At 71.7% G+C, this 17,117-nt stretch carries 17 protein-coding genes; 8 read left to right on the forward strand and 9 right to left on the reverse strand.

Features of this window, described 5'->3' with window-relative positions; all coding sequences use genetic code 11:
- The 7 genes from ABFX46_RS42540 to ABFX46_RS42570 form a co-directional block, all read right to left on the reverse strand.
- On the reverse strand, window positions 1–443 hold a 443-nt coding region (locus ABFX46_RS42540), incomplete at its 3' end, for an arsenic resistance protein (RefSeq protein WP_428831381.1).
- Entirely contained in the window at window positions 440–727 is a 288-nt protein-coding gene (locus tag ABFX46_RS42545) for an ArsR/SmtB family transcription factor (RefSeq protein ID WP_346050204.1), read from the reverse strand. The genes ABFX46_RS42540 and ABFX46_RS42545, both read right to left, overlap by 4 nt.
- Window positions 728–1,488: 761 nt before the next feature.
- A complete protein-coding gene (locus ABFX46_RS42550; protein WP_346050206.1) occupies window positions 1,489–3,201 on the reverse strand; it encodes a tyrosine-type recombinase/integrase in 1,713 nt (570 codons plus the stop codon).
- Window positions 3,202–3,474, reverse strand: a complete 273-nt coding sequence (locus tag ABFX46_RS42555) for a helix-turn-helix domain-containing protein (RefSeq protein WP_346050208.1) — start codon at window positions 3,472–3,474, stop codon at window positions 3,202–3,204.
- A complete protein-coding gene (locus ABFX46_RS42560) occupies window positions 3,471–3,950 on the reverse strand; it encodes a hypothetical protein (protein ID WP_346050210.1) in 480 nt (159 codons plus the stop codon). The genes ABFX46_RS42555 and ABFX46_RS42560 overlap by 4 nt, the downstream gene beginning before the upstream one ends.
- Window positions 3,947–4,831, reverse strand: a complete 885-nt coding sequence (locus tag ABFX46_RS42565; RefSeq protein ID WP_346050212.1) for a TRM11 family SAM-dependent methyltransferase — start codon at window positions 4,829–4,831, stop codon at window positions 3,947–3,949. Before ABFX46_RS42565 ends, ABFX46_RS42560 begins: the two co-directional genes overlap by 4 nt.
- A complete protein-coding gene (locus ABFX46_RS42570) occupies window positions 4,828–5,841 on the reverse strand; it encodes a hypothetical protein (RefSeq protein WP_346050214.1) in 1,014 nt (337 codons plus the stop codon). Before ABFX46_RS42570 ends, ABFX46_RS42565 begins: the two co-directional genes overlap by 4 nt.
- 542 nt (window positions 5,842–6,383) lie before the next feature.
- On the opposite strand from ABFX46_RS42570, the gene ABFX46_RS42575 reads away from it, so the two are divergent.
- The 8 genes from ABFX46_RS42575 to ABFX46_RS42610 all read left to right on the forward strand — a co-directional run bounded on the left by ABFX46_RS42575 (window position 6,384) and on the right by ABFX46_RS42610 (window position 16,306).
- Window positions 6,384–6,713 (forward strand): pilin, encoded by a 330-nt coding sequence (locus ABFX46_RS42575; RefSeq protein ID WP_301177925.1) that lies wholly within the window; start codon window positions 6,384–6,386, stop codon window positions 6,711–6,713.
- A 359-nt stretch (window positions 6,714–7,072) separates the two neighbouring features.
- Window positions 7,073–8,413: a hypothetical protein gene (locus ABFX46_RS42580; RefSeq protein WP_346050216.1), complete on the forward strand. Its 1,341-nt coding sequence runs from the start codon at window positions 7,073–7,075 to the stop codon at window positions 8,411–8,413.
- A gap of 23 nt (window positions 8,414–8,436) precedes the next feature.
- Window positions 8,437–9,390, forward strand: coding sequence for a PrgI family protein (locus tag ABFX46_RS42585; protein ID WP_346050218.1), 954 nt, complete (start codon window positions 8,437–8,439; stop codon window positions 9,388–9,390).
- A gap of 77 nt (window positions 9,391–9,467) precedes the next feature.
- Window positions 9,468–11,240, forward strand: a complete 1,773-nt coding sequence (locus ABFX46_RS42590; RefSeq protein WP_346050220.1) for a VirB4 family type IV secretion system protein — start codon at window positions 9,468–9,470, stop codon at window positions 11,238–11,240.
- A complete protein-coding gene (locus ABFX46_RS42595; RefSeq protein ID WP_346050221.1) occupies window positions 11,237–13,783 on the forward strand; it encodes a type IV secretory system conjugative DNA transfer family protein in 2,547 nt (848 codons plus the stop codon). The genes ABFX46_RS42590 and ABFX46_RS42595 overlap by 4 nt, the downstream gene beginning before the upstream one ends.
- Window positions 13,780–14,694 carry a replication-relaxation family protein gene (locus ABFX46_RS42600; protein ID WP_346050223.1) on the forward strand — a complete coding sequence of 305 codons (915 nt, stop codon included), beginning with the start codon at window positions 13,780–13,782 and terminating at the stop codon, window positions 14,692–14,694. The genes ABFX46_RS42595 and ABFX46_RS42600 overlap by 4 nt, the downstream gene beginning before the upstream one ends.
- Window positions 14,694–15,686 (forward strand): C40 family peptidase, encoded by a 993-nt coding sequence (locus ABFX46_RS42605; protein WP_346050225.1) that lies wholly within the window; start codon window positions 14,694–14,696, stop codon window positions 15,684–15,686. The genes ABFX46_RS42600 and ABFX46_RS42605 overlap by 1 nt, the downstream gene beginning before the upstream one ends.
- Entirely contained in the window at window positions 15,683–16,306 is a 624-nt protein-coding gene (locus ABFX46_RS42610) for a DUF2637 domain-containing protein (protein WP_346050227.1), read from the forward strand. Before ABFX46_RS42605 ends, ABFX46_RS42610 begins: the two co-directional genes overlap by 4 nt.
- A 53-nt stretch (window positions 16,307–16,359) precedes the next feature.
- Here ABFX46_RS42610 and ABFX46_RS42615 read toward each other — a convergent pair whose 3' ends face one another.
- Window positions 16,360–16,782: a hypothetical protein gene (locus ABFX46_RS42615; protein WP_346050229.1), complete on the reverse strand. Its 423-nt coding sequence runs from the start codon at window positions 16,780–16,782 to the stop codon at window positions 16,360–16,362.
- On the reverse strand, window positions 16,779–17,117 hold a 339-nt coding region (locus ABFX46_RS42620), incomplete at its 5' end, for a hypothetical protein (RefSeq protein WP_346050231.1). The genes ABFX46_RS42615 and ABFX46_RS42620, both read right to left, overlap by 4 nt.

A 17,117-nucleotide genomic window follows, 5' to 3' on the forward strand; every position in this document is an offset into this window, starting at 1 on the left:
GCCAGGTCGTTCCAGATGATGACCATCGCGATGCAGCGGGCCAGCCCGACGATGATCAGGCCGGTGCGGTACTCGGGCAGGTCCGGCAGGAAGATCCAGGCCAGCGCGAACATCACCGCCGGGCCGACCACCCAGTTGAGCAGCAGTGAGGTCAGCATGAGGCGGCGGTCGCCGGTGACGGTGTCGAGCCGGTCGTAGCGGACCTTGGCCAGCACCGGGTACATCATCACCAGCAGGCCCAGCGCGATCGGCAGCGAGATCCCGCCGGCCTCGACCCGGGCCAGCGCGTCGTCCAGTCCGGGGACGGCGCGTCCCAGCCCGAGGCCGAGCACCATCGCGGCGATGATCCACACCGGCAGGAACCGGTCGAGGGTCGACAGCCCGGCGACCACCCCCGCTTCCTGCGGGCGTGTGGCGGCGCCGGAGTCTTGCGTGCTGGTCACGTGCACGGCCTCTTCCGCTGGAGGGTCTGGGCCTCGCGGGCGGCGGCGGCCAGTTCTCCGAGTTCGGCGGCCAGGTGCTCCAGCGCTTCGGGCCGTAGCCGGTAGTAGGTGAACCGCCCGCAGGGCTCGGTGTCCACGAGCCCAGCTTCGCGCAGCGCCCGCAGGTGGTTGGAGATGTTGGTCTGCTTAGCGCCGGTCTCCTCAACGAGGTGGCAGTTGCACAACGCCTCTTCAGCCAGTAGCGACACGATCTGCGCACGCAGCGGGTCGGCCAGCAACCTCAACACATCAGCCTGTACTGACATCACGCTCAAATGATACATAACAGCCAGGACAAGTCCATTCGGGCACCTGCTGCAGCGAGCGTCGTGATACTCAGCCAGCACCAACGACGTGGTCACATGGAGCCACCAACAGCGTGCCTGATTGTGCGAGGATCATCACTGTTGGTAGCCAAGTGTGGTGATCACGAACTCGCCAACCCCGCCGGAAGTGCGGGTGCTGCCTGAGCTCGATGAGCCGTGGCGTGTCCGTCCGCGCCGCCGACACCGGCGCCCTCGCGACCGCCGCCGCTGGGCGGCGCCTGTGGTCAGTGCCGGGCTGGCCGCCCTTGGCACCGTGGCCGTCTTCTACTTCGCGGGGGCGCCCGGGGCATCCCCATCGTCTCGGCTGCCCAGGACAGACGCGACGCCCCTGGACTACTGGTTGAGCCCGTCCCCGACCGGACAGGCCGCCACACCCGGAGGCGGACGTTCTCCGAGCCGTACTCGGCGTGATCACGATCGTCCGAGTAGCGAGGCCAACGTGGCGCCGGCGGAGGCTGTACCCGGCAACCGCCGGGTACAGCCTCCGCGTCCACGCAGCAGCACGGTCACACCCAAGGAGAGAGCCCGGCGCCCGCGGACGGTGAAGCCGCCGCGGGCGCGTCGGGTGCCGGGTTGGGTTCGGGCCGAGTGCCGAGGCCGCTTCCCGCATGATGGGACTCACCAAGCTGCGTGTGTCGGCGCGTTGCGCGGCTATTTCGGTCGGTGAACCGTGCGGGGCGTTAGGACGCCTGGGCGTTGGTGTCGGAGTCCGGGCCGTCGGCATTGTGGGTTTCGCTCTGCCCGGCGTCAGGGCTTGGGTTTGCGTCGCCGTTGGGCTGGGCGTGTCCGGGCAGCGGGGTGATGGTGGCGCTGGATGGTTCGGGTGGGCGGCTGGCCGGGTGGTGGGCGTTGTGGATGAGGGCGGCGGCGTCTTCGGCGGCTTGGCGGCCCAGTTGTGGTAGGACGCTGGTGTAGATGTCGGAGGCGATTGCGATCGAGGAGAGCCGCAGGGTCTCCTGGACGACCTTCATGTCGTATCCGGCGGCCAGCAGGAAGGTGGCGGCGCCGTGCCGCAGGTCGTGCAGCCGGATCGGTGGTAGTCCGGCCTCCATGGACAGCTGTTCGAACTGGTCGGTGACGTCGTTGGGGTTGACCGGCTGGCCGGTGGGTGTGGTGAAGACGAATCCGGTCTCGGTCCAGGCGTCGCCGGCGGCGAGGCGTTCGGTGTTCTGTCGCGTCTTGTGGGCGCGTAGTTCCTTGATGGTGGTGGAGTCCAGGCTGATGGTGGCCTCTCCGGCTTCGGATTTGGGTTTGCCTTGGAAGGTGTCGGGGCCGATCTGGGTGATCTGCCACCGGATCGTCGCAGTGCCGCCTCGCAGGTCCAGGTCGGGCCAGCGCAGGCCGCAGGACTCGCCGCGGCGCAGGCCGCGGCAGGCGATCAGATGGAACTGTGCGTACAGGCGGTGGCCGCGTGCCCGCTGCAGGAACTGCTTGGTCAGGGCGGGGGTCCAGACCATGACCTTGGACGGGCGTGGGGCGCCGATGTAGGCGTCCAGCCGGTTGATCCGGTCCCCGATCCGCTTGTGCGGTTCCAGCCGTGCCTGCCGTTTGCGGCGCGCGTTCATCGTCTCGGTGTGCTCGTTGAAGGCCTGCTCCCATTCGGCGATGCGCTCGTCGGTCCACACCAGGGCCTTGGGTGCTTTGCCGGAGGGCAGTTCGACCAGGGAGGCGACGTTGATCTCGATGAGGCGTTGCTTGATGGCCTTGTTCAGCGCGGACCTCAGGGTCGCGCGGATGCGCTGCTTGGTGGCCGGGCCGACCACTCGCCGTCCCTTGACCTTGGCGCGCAGTCTGGGGTCTCCGGATTCGCGGGCGGTGGTGATCTGCTCGTTGAGTTCGTCGATGGCGTCGAAGATCCGGTCGACGTCGGTGACGCGGAGCCGTTCCAGCAGGATGTGCCCGAGGTGGGGTTTGAGGTACAGCTCGATGTGGCCGGCGTAGGAGCGGCGGGTGCCTTCGCGCAGGTTCCGGCGTCCGGCCAGCCAGGTCTCCAGGTACTCCCCCACGGTGATCGACCGGCCCAGGTCCTGCCCGGTGCGGACTTTGCGGCGCACCTCGTTGGGGTCGGGCAGCGCTTTGGTGGCGCGGACGGTAGTGACGATCAGGTCGGCGATCTGCACGCGGGCCGTGTCATCGGTGGCGATGGCCAGGAGTTCCTTGGCGCGATTCAGCTCGGCGTCGGCGGCGTCCTGGGTGGTGAACCCGCCCCGGCGCAGCGGGCTGCGCCGGGCCCCGGCGGCGGTGGGCGGGAGTTCGAGCTGGTAGTTCCAGGAGCCGTGGGTGCTGCTCCAGCGGCCCTTGCCGCGCCGCAGCTTCGGGCATTTCTTGCCGAGCAGTCTGCCGTCCTGGTCGCGGCATCCGCAGGTCTTGAACGTGCTTCCCTTGGCGGCCATTCAGCCTTCCTTCTCGTCGCTGGGAGGCTGCCCGCCGGTCGTGCCCGGGTCGCCGCTGGCGGGCGCCTTGGGGCTGAGGCCCAGGGCGGTCTGCAGGTCGGCGGTGGACACCCGGTAGTTGCGGCCGACCTGCAGCACCCGGCAGGGGAAGGTCCCGGTGCGGGCGAGCTGGTAGGCCTTGGTGCGTCCGATGCCGAACGCGCGTGCGGCGGTGACCAGGTCGATGGTGACGGGCAGCGAACGGAGTTCCGCTGGAGTCAGCCCGGGCTTCACCGCGCACCCCCGGCAACCGGCGCCGCCCCACGGCGGCCGTGAGGCCAGCAGGGATGGGTGCGGGCGGTGCGGGTGTCACGGGCGTCCTCCAGCGGGTCAGAACCGCTCCGGCCGCCGGACGGGCGTCGCCTGCCGCGCGGGCGGGCGGGTCCGGCTGGTGCGGAGCGCCCGTATCGACGCTCGCCTTCGCCCCGCCGGTCAAGCCCGCGGCTGACCGGGACGGTCTCCTGCACGGTCGTGACGGGTGGCGCGATGAACTGGGGGCGGCCTGCCGGGATGGTCAGGTGCCAGGCGTCGCCGCATCGGTAGGCGCGTAGCCGGGTGCCGGGTGCGGCGATGCGGGCGGCGTGCCGGGCGGTGCGGCGGGTGAGGTAGCGGGCGCGTCCGCACCGCCCGCATAGGCCGAGCTGGAGGCTGGCCAGCATCTCCAGGACCCGGTTCCGCCCTGCCGGCTTGTGGTGCCGGTGGTCGGTCATCGGGCCGCCTCCGGCAGGTCGGTGGCGCGTTGGAACAGGAGCAGGTCTTCGTGGGCGGTGGCGCAGGCGGGGATGCCGCGGTCGCGGGCGCGGCGGGTCTCCAGCATCTGGAAGAACGAGGCCCGGTTGACCAGCCCCCCGTCGCGCAGACCGGCGAGCAGGGCGGCGTACCGGCCGACCAGGGTGAGGCCGTGGCGTTGGGCGGTGTCGATGACCTGGCCGGGCAGGTCGATCAGCTCCCCTTTGACCCGGATCGGCCGGACGGTTATGGCGATCACACCGCCGGGGCGCAGCAGGGTGGCGCTGCCGGCGAGGATGTGGCCGAAGGCGTCCAGGAGGCCGGGCAGGGGCTGGTGGGCGAGGTTGCCGCGGTCGGTGGAGTAGCTGTGGTGGCGTTTGTCGATCTTTCCGCCGCCGTTGTCGCGTCCGGAGCGGATGTGCCCGTGGGTGTGTGAACCATAGGGCGGTGAGGTGAGCACCAGCGCCGCTCTCCCCTCCAGGGCGCGGTAGAGGGTGGCGATGTTGCGGGCGTCCCCGCACACCAACTGCGGTGTGCCGGTGGCTCCCTGGCCGTGGGCGTGCCGCAGGTTGCCCACGGTGAGGTGCACGAAGTCGGGCTCGTACTCCACCCCGGCGGCGTCACGGCCCAGGTGGATGGCCTCGACCAGGGTGGTGCCGATCCCGCACATCGGGTCGACCACCAGGTCTCCGGGACGGGTGAAGGCTTCGATGACGGTGGCGGCGATCGCGGGCAGCATCTTGCCGGGGTGGCGTATCGACTCGGGCGTGTAGCGCCCGTGGCGCTGCAGCCGGGAGGGCCGCTGCCCCGTCACCAGTACTGATGCGAGTCTCGCCGTGGCGGTGGAGGCGTTGTGGTTCATCGGGCGCTCCCCTTCCCCTGGGCCCGGGGTTTGGTGAACAGGCACAGGTCGGCGTGGACGCTGACCAGGGGCGGCAGCACCCGGGAGCGGGCGTCGCGGAGGTGGGCCAGGTCGGCCGGCCCGGCCTGGACGACCAGGGCGTCTCCGTCGATGGGGACGCGGAGCGCGATGACGTGCTGGACATACCGGAACCCCAGCCCCTGCGCCCGGCGGATGACGCGCGGCGCAGGATCGATGAGGCGCCCGCCCTGGTGGCGAGCAGTGGTAGTGATCGCCAGGACCCCGCCAGGCCGCAGCACCTTCCACGCCGAGGCCAGGAACAGACCCAGTTGCTCGCTGGTGAGCATCCACAGGTCCGCCCGGCACGCCGGACAGCCGCGCTCCCCCACCCTGCGCGGCGGCTGGCCGCCGGTCTCATACGGAGGCGGTGCGGCAACGACCAAGGCGACGTCGCCGAGGTGGTCGGCCAGGCCACGGGCCATCTGGTCCGGGCGGGCCGGCCTCATCTGAACCTGCGCCAACTGGTCCTGGGTCAGGCCGGCGCGCAGCCGGGTTCCGATGTGCTGGGCGAGCGGGAAGTGCGGGACCAGCGCGATCCCCCGGCGGCCGAGGCCGGCGGCGGCGACCAGGGTGGCCTCACTAGTGGTAAAGCCCTCCGCGACCAGGTCGCCTTCGTGGGTGCAGGTGCCGATCAGGTGTCGGGCCAGTTCCCGGCCGACCGCCTGCCGGTGCGGCAGGCAGATCTGCGCGGCGGACCGGGTGGCGTGTGCGCTGGCGTGCTCAGCGCCTGGATCAGCTCGGCTGCCCGCGTTGGAGGGCGCCGAGTCGGTGGTGTCGGAGCACAGCCAGACGGTCAGCGGCACCATCCGGCGCTGGAGGTCGCCGGTGGGTCCGGTGGGTGAGTGGTTCGGATTGGGCGGTGTGCGGTTCATCTGCTGGGTGACCCGAGACGGCCACCCGATCCCCGTTGCAGCAATGAAGAACCGCCGGACGATCCGGTTTTCACCCACGCCGGTGGTCACCTTTTAACCAAGGCGGGCCGAGCCGTTCCTTACCAGCTGTATGTCCGCCGCCACTCGGCCGCGAGGACCACCGGGCACCTTCCGGCAGGGGTTGAGCGTGTTCCCGAGGTCGGCGCTGGCGGAGTGAGGCGCTTCAAAGGTTGGTCAAGGCCGTCGATGGCCGGGTGAATTCGGGCCGGTGTCGCGGTGCTTCACGGGTGCCTGTCGAGATCACCGGCGCTTGGCGCAGTTAGAAGGGCGGACGGCTTCGAGCCCGGTCCCCGCCGCATCATCCCGTCGCCTCGTGTTCCTTCAAGGAGGACACCCGCAGCCTCTTTTGGCCGCGCCGGTGCCGGTGGTCTCGATGGCAGCCCGTACCCGTTTCCCACCTCGTGTTCGGAGACACTGCCATGCGCATCCACGATCACGCACGCCAGCACACCCGCCGTCCCAGGTGCACTCGGGAAGGCCGCGGGCCGACGACGGACACCTCTCAGCGATCCGCTGCTGCGGACCGCACCACCCGCCGACGGCCCAGCCGACGCCGGGTCTTGACCGCTTCGCTGCTGTGGACGGGCGGGTGCGTGGCCGCCTCCTTGCTGGTGCCCGGTGTCGCCGAGGCCGGCACGGGCCTGGCCGCGGCCGCCTCGCTGGATGAGGTGATCACCAACCTGCGGAACGTGATCGTCGGCCTGCTAGTGGGGTTGGCGACGCTCTTCGCCACGATCGGCGGAGTCCGCTACATCCTGGCCGGGGGTGACCCGGGTGAGGTGGAGGCGGCCAAGAAGACACTGCGGTACGCGGCGATCGGGTACTCGGTGGCGGTGCTGGCTCCGGTGCTGGTCAAGCTGCTGCAGAGCATCGTGGGCACACCCTCGTGACTCCCGATACCGCCCTGAGCCGGCGAACCCTGCGAATGGCTGGCCTCGGGCCACCGGTCGGCGCCGCCGCCAAGGTCGCCGTGCTCGTGGTGCTGGCAGCCGGGGCCTGGCTGTGGGTGTCAGCGCTCCCCGTGAAGGCTGTGGCCGATCCGGCGCCGAGTCCGTCTCCTGGTGCTCCTGCGCAGACCCCGCCGGTTGCGCCTCCGGCGGCTCCGGCATCGCCCTCACCGACATCACCTTCGTCAACGCCAGCCCCGTCTTCGCCGTCTCCGTCGCCGGGGTCCTCGCCCACACCAGCAGCGCCGGGCGGGCAGGGCACCAGCGGTGAGGACGGTTGCGGATTCGCTGATGTGAGTTGTATGGCCAAGCGTGCGGTGAACGGCTGGTTCACCGACCTGGTGTCGTCGGCTGCCAAGCCGGTCTTCGGGTTGCTGCGCGACACGGTGCTGGGCACGCCGGAGGTGGACTCGGCGGAGATGGCGCGGGCGCGGGATCTGTGGGGCGTGTCGCAGACGATCGCCAACACCTGCTACGTGCTGCTCATCACCGCCGGTGGGGTGTGGTTGATGGCCGGGCACAGCCTGCCCGGCGCCGAGCTCACCCCCGGGCAACTCGCGGTACGGATCGTGGGGGCGTTCCTGGCCTCCAACCTCAGCCTGGTCCTGATCGGATACGGGGTCGGGTTCGCCAACGGGCTGGCCGGGGCGTTTCTGGACGCGGGCGCCGAATCGGTTGATCCGAGTGTGGTCGCCGATGTGGTGGCCGGTTTCGTGGCGGCGAATCTGGTGCCGGGGCAGCCGTTCACCGCGTTCCTGGGGCTGGGCGTAGTGGTGCTGGCGCTGTGCGTGGCTTTCATCTACATCATCCGGCTGGCGATCACGATGGTGCTGATCGCCGCGGCGCCTTTGGCGTTGATGTTCCACGCCCTGCCTCTGACGGACGGGCTGGCGCGGCTGTGGTGGCGCGGGATCAGCGGGATCTTGGCAATCCAGGTGTGCCAGTCGCTGGTGCTGGCGACCGCGTTCCGGCTGATGTTCTCCGAAACCGGCGACAGCGGCGACCATCTCCTCGGTATCCCGTCGCATAACGACGTGACCGATCTGCTGCTGGCGGCATGCCTGCTGTGGGTGATGCTGCGGATCCCGTCCTGGGTGGCGCGCACCATCTGGCGTCCGGCGCAGCCGCGCATGCTCGGCGGTCTGCTGCGCAGCCTGATCCTCTACCGGGGGCTGGGCGTTCTGCTGAGCAACCGGCGCCGCGTCGTCGCCCCGATACGGCGCCAGCATCCGCCTCCCGTACCACCGCCCCCACCCATGCCGCCGAGGCGGCTGGAGCTGCCGGCGCCGCGTCATCGGCTGGCGCTGCCCGCCGGGCCACCGCCGCCCCCTGAACCACCCTCACCCGGCTCTCCCGTCGACCCTGCCGGCCCGGAATCGGGTCCTGTTCCCGGAGGTGGACGTTCGATGCAGCTCGCGCTCCCGATCCCGGCGCGGCCTCGGAGAGGGCGGCCGGTGCAGCTTGCGCTGCCCATCCCGGCAACGCGCACGCCCCCGCCAACACGCTCCAGGCCGACTGGAGAACCGGCGCGGCCGCATCCGCGGTCGGGGCAGTTGATGTTGCCGGGGATGCCGCGGCGGCCGGTGCCGCACCGGCAGCTGACCTTGTGGACCGAGCCGCCCAAACGCAGGAGGCGCACATGAACAGCCACTCGCATGAGCAACCGATGAGTGTGAAGATCCCCGCCGACGTCGACCAGCCCGACAAGATCCTCTACGGGCTGACCGCCCGGCAGCTGGCCATCCTTGGCGGCACCGCCGCCGTCGCGTTGTGGGTGCTGCTCACCTTCCAGGCCGTGCTGCCGTTCCCGGTCCTGGTGGCGGTGCTGATCCCCGTCGCGGCAGGCGGGGTCGTGCTGGCCGTCGCCCGCCGGGACGGGATGAGCCTGGACCGCTACCTGGTCACCGCTCTCGCCCACCTGCGCGCGCCGAAGGCACGAGTCACCACCGAAGGTGCGGTGCAGGCGCCGCCGTCGTGGTGCCGGATGCGGGGACGGCTGCCCGCCCCACTGCGGCTCCCGGTCCGGGCCGTCCGCCAGGACGGCGCCATGGAACTGACCGGCGGCGGGGTGGCGGCGATGGTGCGGGCCGGGACGGTGGCGTTCGGGCTGCGCACGCCAGGTGAGCAGGCGGGCCTGGTCGCCGGGTTCGGGCGGTGGCTCAACTCGCTGGACACCCCCGTGCAGATCCTGGTCCAGGCCCGCCCGGTCGACCTGACAGGCCTGGCCGACCACATCACCGAGCACGCGCCCGGCCTGCCTGATCCGGCGCTAGAGCAGGCGGCCGGCGAGCATGCCGCATTCCTGTCCGAGGTCGGCGCCGCCCACGGCCTACTGGTCCGGCACGTCCTGATCGTGTTCACCACCGCCCCGGCCGCGTCCGCCTCCGCACCGTGGGGCAATGGCCGGCGGCAGCGGATCGGGCGAGACGCCGGCGCCGAGGTAGTGGTGCGGCGAGCCGCCGAGGCCGTGCAGTCGCTGGCCGCGCTCGGTGTCGCGGCCGAGGTACTCGACAGCCGGTCCTGCGTCGCGGCACTGGCCGAGTCGCTGTCCCCAGGCGAGCCCCGACCTGTGGATAACGCTGCACCGGACGAACTCATCACCGTGCGGCAGGAGGCGTGATGCGCAAGATCGTTGCCCGTGTTCAGGGGCGCAATGGGGCCGGTCGAGACCACAGGACCGATGGTGATTTGTCGGGCATGTTCGGGCCGTCGGGACTGCGGGTGCGGGCGCGGTCGGTGGAGTTGCCGGGCGGGGTGTGCGCCTCGTTCGCAGTGACCGGGTATCCGCGGGAGGTCGGCGCGGGCTGGCTGGAGCCGCTGCTGACCTACCCCGGCCGCCTCGACGTGTCCTTGCACGTTGAGCCGGTACCGCCGCTGGTGGCCGCGCAGCGGCTGCGCCGCCAACTCGCCCGGCTCGAATCGTCCTCCCGCGCGAACGCCCAGCACGGCCGGCTGGCCGACTTCGCGGCAGAGGCCGCCGCCGACGACGCCGCCGAACTCGCCGCCTCCCTCGCCCGAGGACACGGCCGACTCTTCCGGGTCGGGCTGTACCTGACCGTCCACGCCGAAGACGACGCAGAACTCGACGCGGAGGTGCAACGGGTGCGGGCACTGGCCGCATCGCTGCTACTGGACGCCCAGCCCACCACCTTCCGCGCCCTGCAAGGCTGGACCACCACCCTCCCCCTCGCCCATGACAGTGTGCGGGCGCGGCGGGTGTTCGACACCGCCGCACTCGCCGCCGCGTTCCCCTTCACCTCACCCGACCTGCAACCCGACCTCGGCGAAACCCCAGTGCTGTACGGGCTGAACGCATACTCCTCGGGAGTGGTGGTGTGGGACCGGTTCGCCCAGGACAACTACAACTCCGTCACCCTCGCCCGCTCCGGGGCCGGCAAGTCCTACTTCACCAAACTCGAAACCCTCCGCCTGCTCTACCAAGGCGTCCACGTCGCCGTCATCGACCCCGAAGACGAATACCAGCGCCTCGCCGGCGCGATCGGCGGCACCCACATCCCGCTGGGCGCGCCCGGCATGTGCTTCAACCCCTTCGACCTGCCCGAAGGGCAAGGAGAGGACACTCTGATCCGACGGGCCCTGTTCGTCCACACGCTGATCGCAGCGATGCTCGGCGAACCGCCGGCCCCGGCGGCGCGGGCGGTGCTGGACCGGGCCGTGCTCGCCGCCTACAAGGCGGCCGGGATCACCTCCGACCCGCGCACCTGGAAGCGCCGCGCCCCGCTGCTGGCCGACCTGGCCGACGCACTCGACCGCGCCGGCACCGATGGCTCGGCCGAGGCGGCCGATCTGTCGGCGCGGCTCGCGCCGTACGTCACCGGGTCCTACCGGGGTCTGTTCGCCGGACCCACCACCACCCGCCCCGGCGGGCACCTGGTGGTGTTCTCACTGCGGGACCTGCCCGAAGAGACCCGCCCCGTCGGGATGCTCCTGGCCCTGGACGCGATCTGGCGGCAGGTCGCCGACCCGGCCGACCGGCGCCGCCGCCTGGTCGTGGTGGACGAGGCGTGGATGCTCATGCGTGAGGACGAGGGCGCCCGGTTCCTATACCGGCTGGCCAAGTCCGCCCGCAAGCACTGGGCCGGCCTGGCAGTGGTCACCCAGGACGCCGGAGACCTGCTCGGCTCGGACCTGGGACGGGCGGTGATCACCAACTCCGCCACCCAGATCCTGCTCCGCCAAGCACCCCAGGCCATCGACCAGATCGCCGACGCCTTCGACCTCACCGACGGCGAGAAGACCTTCCTGCTCGCGGCCGACCGCGGCCACGGCCTGCTGTGCGGAACCGGCGCCGGATCCGAACGGGCCGCCTTCACCGCAATCGCCAGCGGCCACGAGCACCAACTCGTCACCACCGACCCCGCCGAACTCGCAGAACTCGACGGCGGCCGTGCCCAGCACGACGCCGTCACCGCAGCCACGGACACGGACGCGGAGGCCGACCAGCGATGACCTGCACACCCCTGCTCCAGGACCCCGTTCTGCTCCACGACTCTGGCGGCGGCACGGGCCTGTACGGGCTGCTGTCCGACCTCGGTCACGCCCCGTACCGGCTCATCGACGCCCCCATGGAGTATGGGCCCGTTGCCGTGCTTAGTGTTCTCGGTGCGGCCGCCGCGTGGGCGAGTGTCCGGTGGGTGCTGTGGGACTGGCGCAACGGCCGGCTCGCCCCGGGTGCCCGGTTGATCGAGGTGGCGGTGCCGCCGAAGGTGGAGCCGGCCAGCGCCGCCGCCTGGTGGGCCCGCCTCATCGGCCTCACCCACCCAGCCTGGAAGCGCCTTGTCTTCGGGCAGCCGCACCTGGCCTTCGAATACCGCGCCGATCACAACGGCGTCCGCTTCCACATCTGGGTGCCCGGCACCATCCCGCCTGGAATAGTGGAGAAGACCGTCCGGGCGTCCTGGCCCGGCGCCACCCTCACCACCCACCCCGCCACACCACCACTCCCCCTCAATGAGGAGTACCAGGCGGCAGGCGGACGACTGGTCCTGGCCCGACCCGAGCACTTCCCGCTCACCAGCGACCACGACGCCGACCCGCTACGGGGCCTGCTGGGGGCCGCATCCGGCCTCGCCGAAGGCGAACATCTGGCCGTGCAGATCCTGGCCCGCCCCGCCACCGGCCGCCGCCTCGGCAAGGCCCACCGGGCCGCATCAGCCCTGCGCGGGGGCCGCTCCACCGCGCACCAGAGCTTCCTGTTCGACCTGGTCACCCCCGGCATGTCCGGGCACCACAACCCCAGCGAGCTCACTCGCGAGCACCCCGAACGCGCCGAACAGGTCCGCGCCGTGCTCGGCAAGGCCGCCCAGCCGCGTTTCGAGGTCCAGATCCGCTACGGGGTGGCCACTCGCCACTCCGATCAGGTCGAGGCCGGGTGGCTGCGGGCGCACGCCCACGAGGTCGCGTCGACGTTCGCGTTGTTCACCTCCGGCCACCAGCGCCTGCGCCGCAGGCGCCTCCGCCGCCCCGTCGTGCGGCTGGAGTCGCGGCACCTGCACCGCGGCTACCTGCTGTCGGTGCCGGAGTTGGCGGCGCTGGCGCACCTGCCTTACGACTTGGCCGCGCCCGGCGTCACCCGCGCCGGCGCCCGCCCCATCGCTCCATCGCCGACCGTCCCGGTGGCCGGGCCCGGGGTCCGGGTGCTCGGTGACTCCGAAGCCGGGGCGCCGCGGCCGGTCGGGCTGACGGTCGCCGGCGCACGCCAGCACCTGCACGTGCTCGGGCAGACCGGAGTCGGCAAGTCCACCTTCCTGGCCAACCTCATCCTGTCCGACGCCGCCGCGGGGCGCGGGGCGCTGGTCATCGACCCCAAAGGCGACCTGGTCGCCGACATCCTGGACCGCCTCCCTGAGCGGGCGGTCGGGCAGACGGTGGTGTTCGACCCGGCCGACCGGGGCCGCCCACCCTGCCTGAACGTGCTGGCAGGTGGCGATCCGGCGTTCGCGGCCGAGTCGATCGTCACCACCTTCCGCCGCTGCTTCTCCTCCTCCTGGGGGCCGCGCCTGGACGACCTGCTGCGCTCGGCCTGCCTGACCCTCACCCGGGTCAACGGCACCCGCGCCACCCTGGCCGACATCCCCCGCCTGCTGACCGACACCCCCTACCGGACCCGCGTCACCGCACGCCTGGACGACGAACTCCTGCGCGGGTTCTGGGCCTCCTACGACGAGCTGACTCCGGCGGCGCGGGCGACGGTGATCGGCCCGGTGATGAACAAACTCCGCGCGGTGCTGCTGCGGCCGTTCATCCGCCACACCCTCTCGGGCGGCGCCTCCACCCTCGATCTGGGCGGCATGCTCGGCGCCGGCGGTCTCATCTTGGCGCGGCTGCCCAAGGGCGTGCTCGGTGAGGACGCCGTCCGCCTGTTCGGATCGCTACTTTTGGCGCACACCTGGCAGGCCATCACCCCGCGCGCCACCCAGCACGAGGGCGAGCGGCGCGACGCGTCCGCCTACATCGACGAGGCGCACAACTTCCTCAACCTGCCCGGCTCCATCTCCGACATCCTCGCCGAGGCCCGCGCCTACCGGTTCAGCCTCACTCTGGCCCACCAGCACCTCTCCCAGCTCCCCAAAGACCTACGCGACGCGGTGTCGGCCGACGCCCGCAACAAGATCTACTTCGCCGCCTCACCCGAAGACGCCACCGACCTGGCCCGCCACACCGCACCCCTGCTCGCCCCACACGACCTGTCCCACCTGGGCGCCTACCAGGCCGCCGCACGATTGATGGACGGCAACGCCCCGACCCCGGCCTTCACCTTCCGCACCCGCCCGCTCCCCGACCCGGTCCCCGGACGCGCCGCAGCCGTCCGCCGCGCCTCCCGCGAGCAATACGCCGCCGGACGCAGCAAACGCCTCATCCCCGCCGTCGGGCTCCGCGACCTTGCTGGCGCCTCACCCTCAGCCACCGAGAGCGACCGCCCGGCGAACGGCACAGCACACCGGACGGCGGACGGCACGACGGACGGCACGGATGCCGAGGTGGAGTCGTGACCCGGCGGCCGAAGACGTCCATAAGGCAGCGCGGCGCGCAAGTCCGGCCGCCCCGGATGACCGCCGAACTGGTGGCCGAGGTCGCCTACCGGCTCACCGGCCGCGACCGGGAACTGCTCGCCCTGGTGTGGGAGCACCGCGTGCTGACCACCGGTCAGCTCACCGCCCTGTTCTTTCCCAGCCCCGAACGTGCTCGCCAGCGCCTCAACCAGCTCCACCGGCTGCATGGGCTGCTGCGGTTCCGGACCTGGGTGCCGGTCGGGTCCGGGCCCTGGCACTGGGTCCTCGGACCCTCTGGAGCACACGTGCTGGCCGTCCAACACGGCCAGCCCTTGAGCGAGTTCGGATACAGGCAAGATGCCGCGACCGGCATCGCCGTCTCACCCCGCCTGGCCCACCAGACCGGCGTCAACGACTTCTTCGTCCGCCTACACTCCCACGCCCAACAACGTGGCGACGGCACCGCCTTGGACCAGTGGTGGTCCGAGCACCGCTGCGCCGCACACTGGGGTGACCTGGCCCGCCCGGACGCGTTCGGCCGCTGGACCGAGCCCCACCCCGGCGGGGCGACGCGAACGTTTGACTTCTTCCTCGAGCACGACACCGGCACCGAAACCCTCGCCCGGGTCGCCCGCAAACTCGGCGGCTACGCCGACCTCGCCGAAGCCACCGGCACCACCACACCCGTCCTGATCTGGCTCCCCAGCCCCAAACGGGAAGCCAACCTGCGGGCCCTGCTCGGCGCCCCGGAGGTCCCGGTCGCCACCGCCGTCCACACCCCCGCCACGTCACCTGACGGCCCCGCCGGGCCCGTGTGGCTGCCCGCCGGGACCACCGGCCGCAGGCTCCGGCTCGCCGACCTGTCTATCTTCTGGGGAACGGTGCCCCGGCACGAGTCGGAGACCATCTGATGCCGCTGGTGATCGGAGCAGCCGCCGCGCTCCTCGGACTCGTTGCGGTGCTCATCGCCGTCCTCGGCGCGGTCCTCCCCGGATCCGGGGTCGAAAGCGGGGCCTGCCAGCCCGCCCCCGGCGACTCCGTCAGCGACATCCCGCCCGCCTACCTGAGGCTCTACCACGCAGCCGGAGAAAAGTACGGGATTGGCTGGCATGTTCTGGCAGCCGTCGGAAAGGTCGAGTCCGATCACGGGCGCGGCACCGGGCCCGGTATCGCCTCGGGCCGCAACCACGCCGGAGCCGCCGGGCCCATGCAGTTCATGCCCGGCACCTGGACCTCGTTCGGTGTCGACGGCGACCACGACGGCCGCAGAGACGTCTACGATCCGGCCGATGCGATCCCGGCCGCCGCCCGTTACCTCAAGCACGGCGGCGCACCCGCACGCGTCCGGGCCGCGCTGTTCCAGTACAACCACTCGCGCGCCTACGTGGACAGGGTCCTCCGACAAGCCCGCGCCTACGCCGAAGGCGGGGCTCAGGCCGAGACGAGTCCAGCCGAGTGCGCCGGCGTCTTCTCTGCGGCGCTGCCTCCCGGCAAGGCTGCCGCGGAAGCGATCGCCTATGCCCGCGTGCAACTCGGCAAACCGTATGTGTGGGGTGCCACCGGGCCGGGCGCTTTCGACTGCTCTGGGCTGACCTATGCCGCCTACCGTGCCGCCGGAGTCGACATCCCGCGCGTGTCCGGTGCGCAGTGGCGGCAGGGCCCCCGCGTCCCGCACGGCCGAGAACAGCCAGGTGATCTGGTGTTCTTCAACTCCGGTCCCGGCACCTCGGCCAGCAATCCAGGGCATGTCGGCCTGGTGGTGGGCGGCGGGAAGATGATCGCCGCGCCGCATACGGGGACCGTGGTGCAGGTCCAGTCCTACCGCCGTTCCACCCTGCTCGGCTTCACCCGACCCACCGCGCACCGGAGAGCAGAGACGACGGTGAGAGGAGCCGGCCGGTGACCGACCGCCTCATTCGGGCGACCACGGCGCTGGCGGTGGTGACGGTCGCCGGTGTCGCCGCGCTCATCTCCTACGCGCACATGCTCGACCTGGTCCGCTCCCATGGCGAGGCCGGGGTGACGGCGCGGCTGGTTCCGTTCACGGTGGACGGGCTGATCTGGGCGGCGTCGATGGTGATCCTGGATGCCAGCCGCCGCCCCCGGCCTATCCCGGCGCTGGCCGGGTGGAGCCTGGCGGCGGGCATCTGCGCCACCGTCGGCGCCAACGTGGCGCACGGCGCCGCGCACGGCCCCATCGGTGCGCTGGTCAGCGCGTGGCCCGCGCTGGCGCTGGTCGGCTCGTTCGAGTTGTTGATGACTCTCACTCGCCACGCGCGCCCGTCCTGGCCGGGTGAGACGGGCGGGCGCACCGCAACGGAGCGGGCCGGGCCCGCGTGCGCCGAAGTGGAGCAGACGCCGGAGCAGGCCGTGCTGACCGAGTATCTGGCGAGCCTGAACGGGCCGGGGCGTCCGCTGTCGCAGCGGTACCTGGCCGACAAGCACGGCATCGATCGGCGCAAGGTCAAGCAGATCATCGCCCGCGCCCAGGGACCGGCGCCATCTTCACCCAGTACGCCTTGATCTCGCGCGCCGAAGTGGTGGGGGCGTGGTCCTCACGCCTCTTCGTCAGTTGGTCATCGTGAGGGCCGGTCGGCGGCGGCTGTCGGCGCCAGGCCGTCAGGGCGGGAAGGGCCGTAGGCGGGGCCGCTGAGGGCGTGGCCGAGTTCGTGGTAGGTCTCGGCGACGTCGGTGCTTCCGGCGTGGTGTCCGCACCGGCCACCGTCCATCTTCTGGCAGCCGGGGCAGGACTCGGGGATCGGCGGGCGGGCCGTCGCGGCCTCGCGCAGGGCGGTGAGCAGCGCGGCCTCGTTGTCCAGGATCGGCTCGGCCGCCTCAGCGACGCGGTAGGCGACCGCGACCACCTCCTGCACCGCCTGCAGCCGGTCACGGGGCTTCTCGTCGAGTCTGGCGGTGGCGTCGATGAGGGCGCACAACTCGAAGACCAGGCAGGCGTCGGTCGCCTCGGGCCGGGTGACGGCTGTTGAAAGGTTGCTCACGAGTGGGTCCTTTCGGTGCGGGTGGTGAGGGCGTCCAGGTGCGCGGTGTCGCGGTAGAAGGTGCGGGCGGCCTCGATGAAGGCGACGGCGAAGCCTTGGGCGAAGGGGTCGGCGTGGCGCGGGATGGTGTGGTCGGTCAGCGCACGGCGGGCGGACTCGCGGGCCCGCCACAGCGCCTCTACGGGGTCTAGGCCCTCGTGGTCGATGCCGGTGACCGGCTCGTCCCACCAGGACGCGGTGGCGCGGGCGGCGGCGACGGCAGCAACGGCGGCGGCGATGTCCTCTCCTTCGTCGAGGCCGGCGAGCATCTTCGCCTCTGCCTCGCAACGCCGCTG

Source organism: Actinomadura chokoriensis (genome assembly GCF_039529475.1).
GTDB lineage: Bacteria > Actinomycetota > Actinomycetes > Streptosporangiales > Streptosporangiaceae > Spirillospora > Spirillospora bangladeshensis.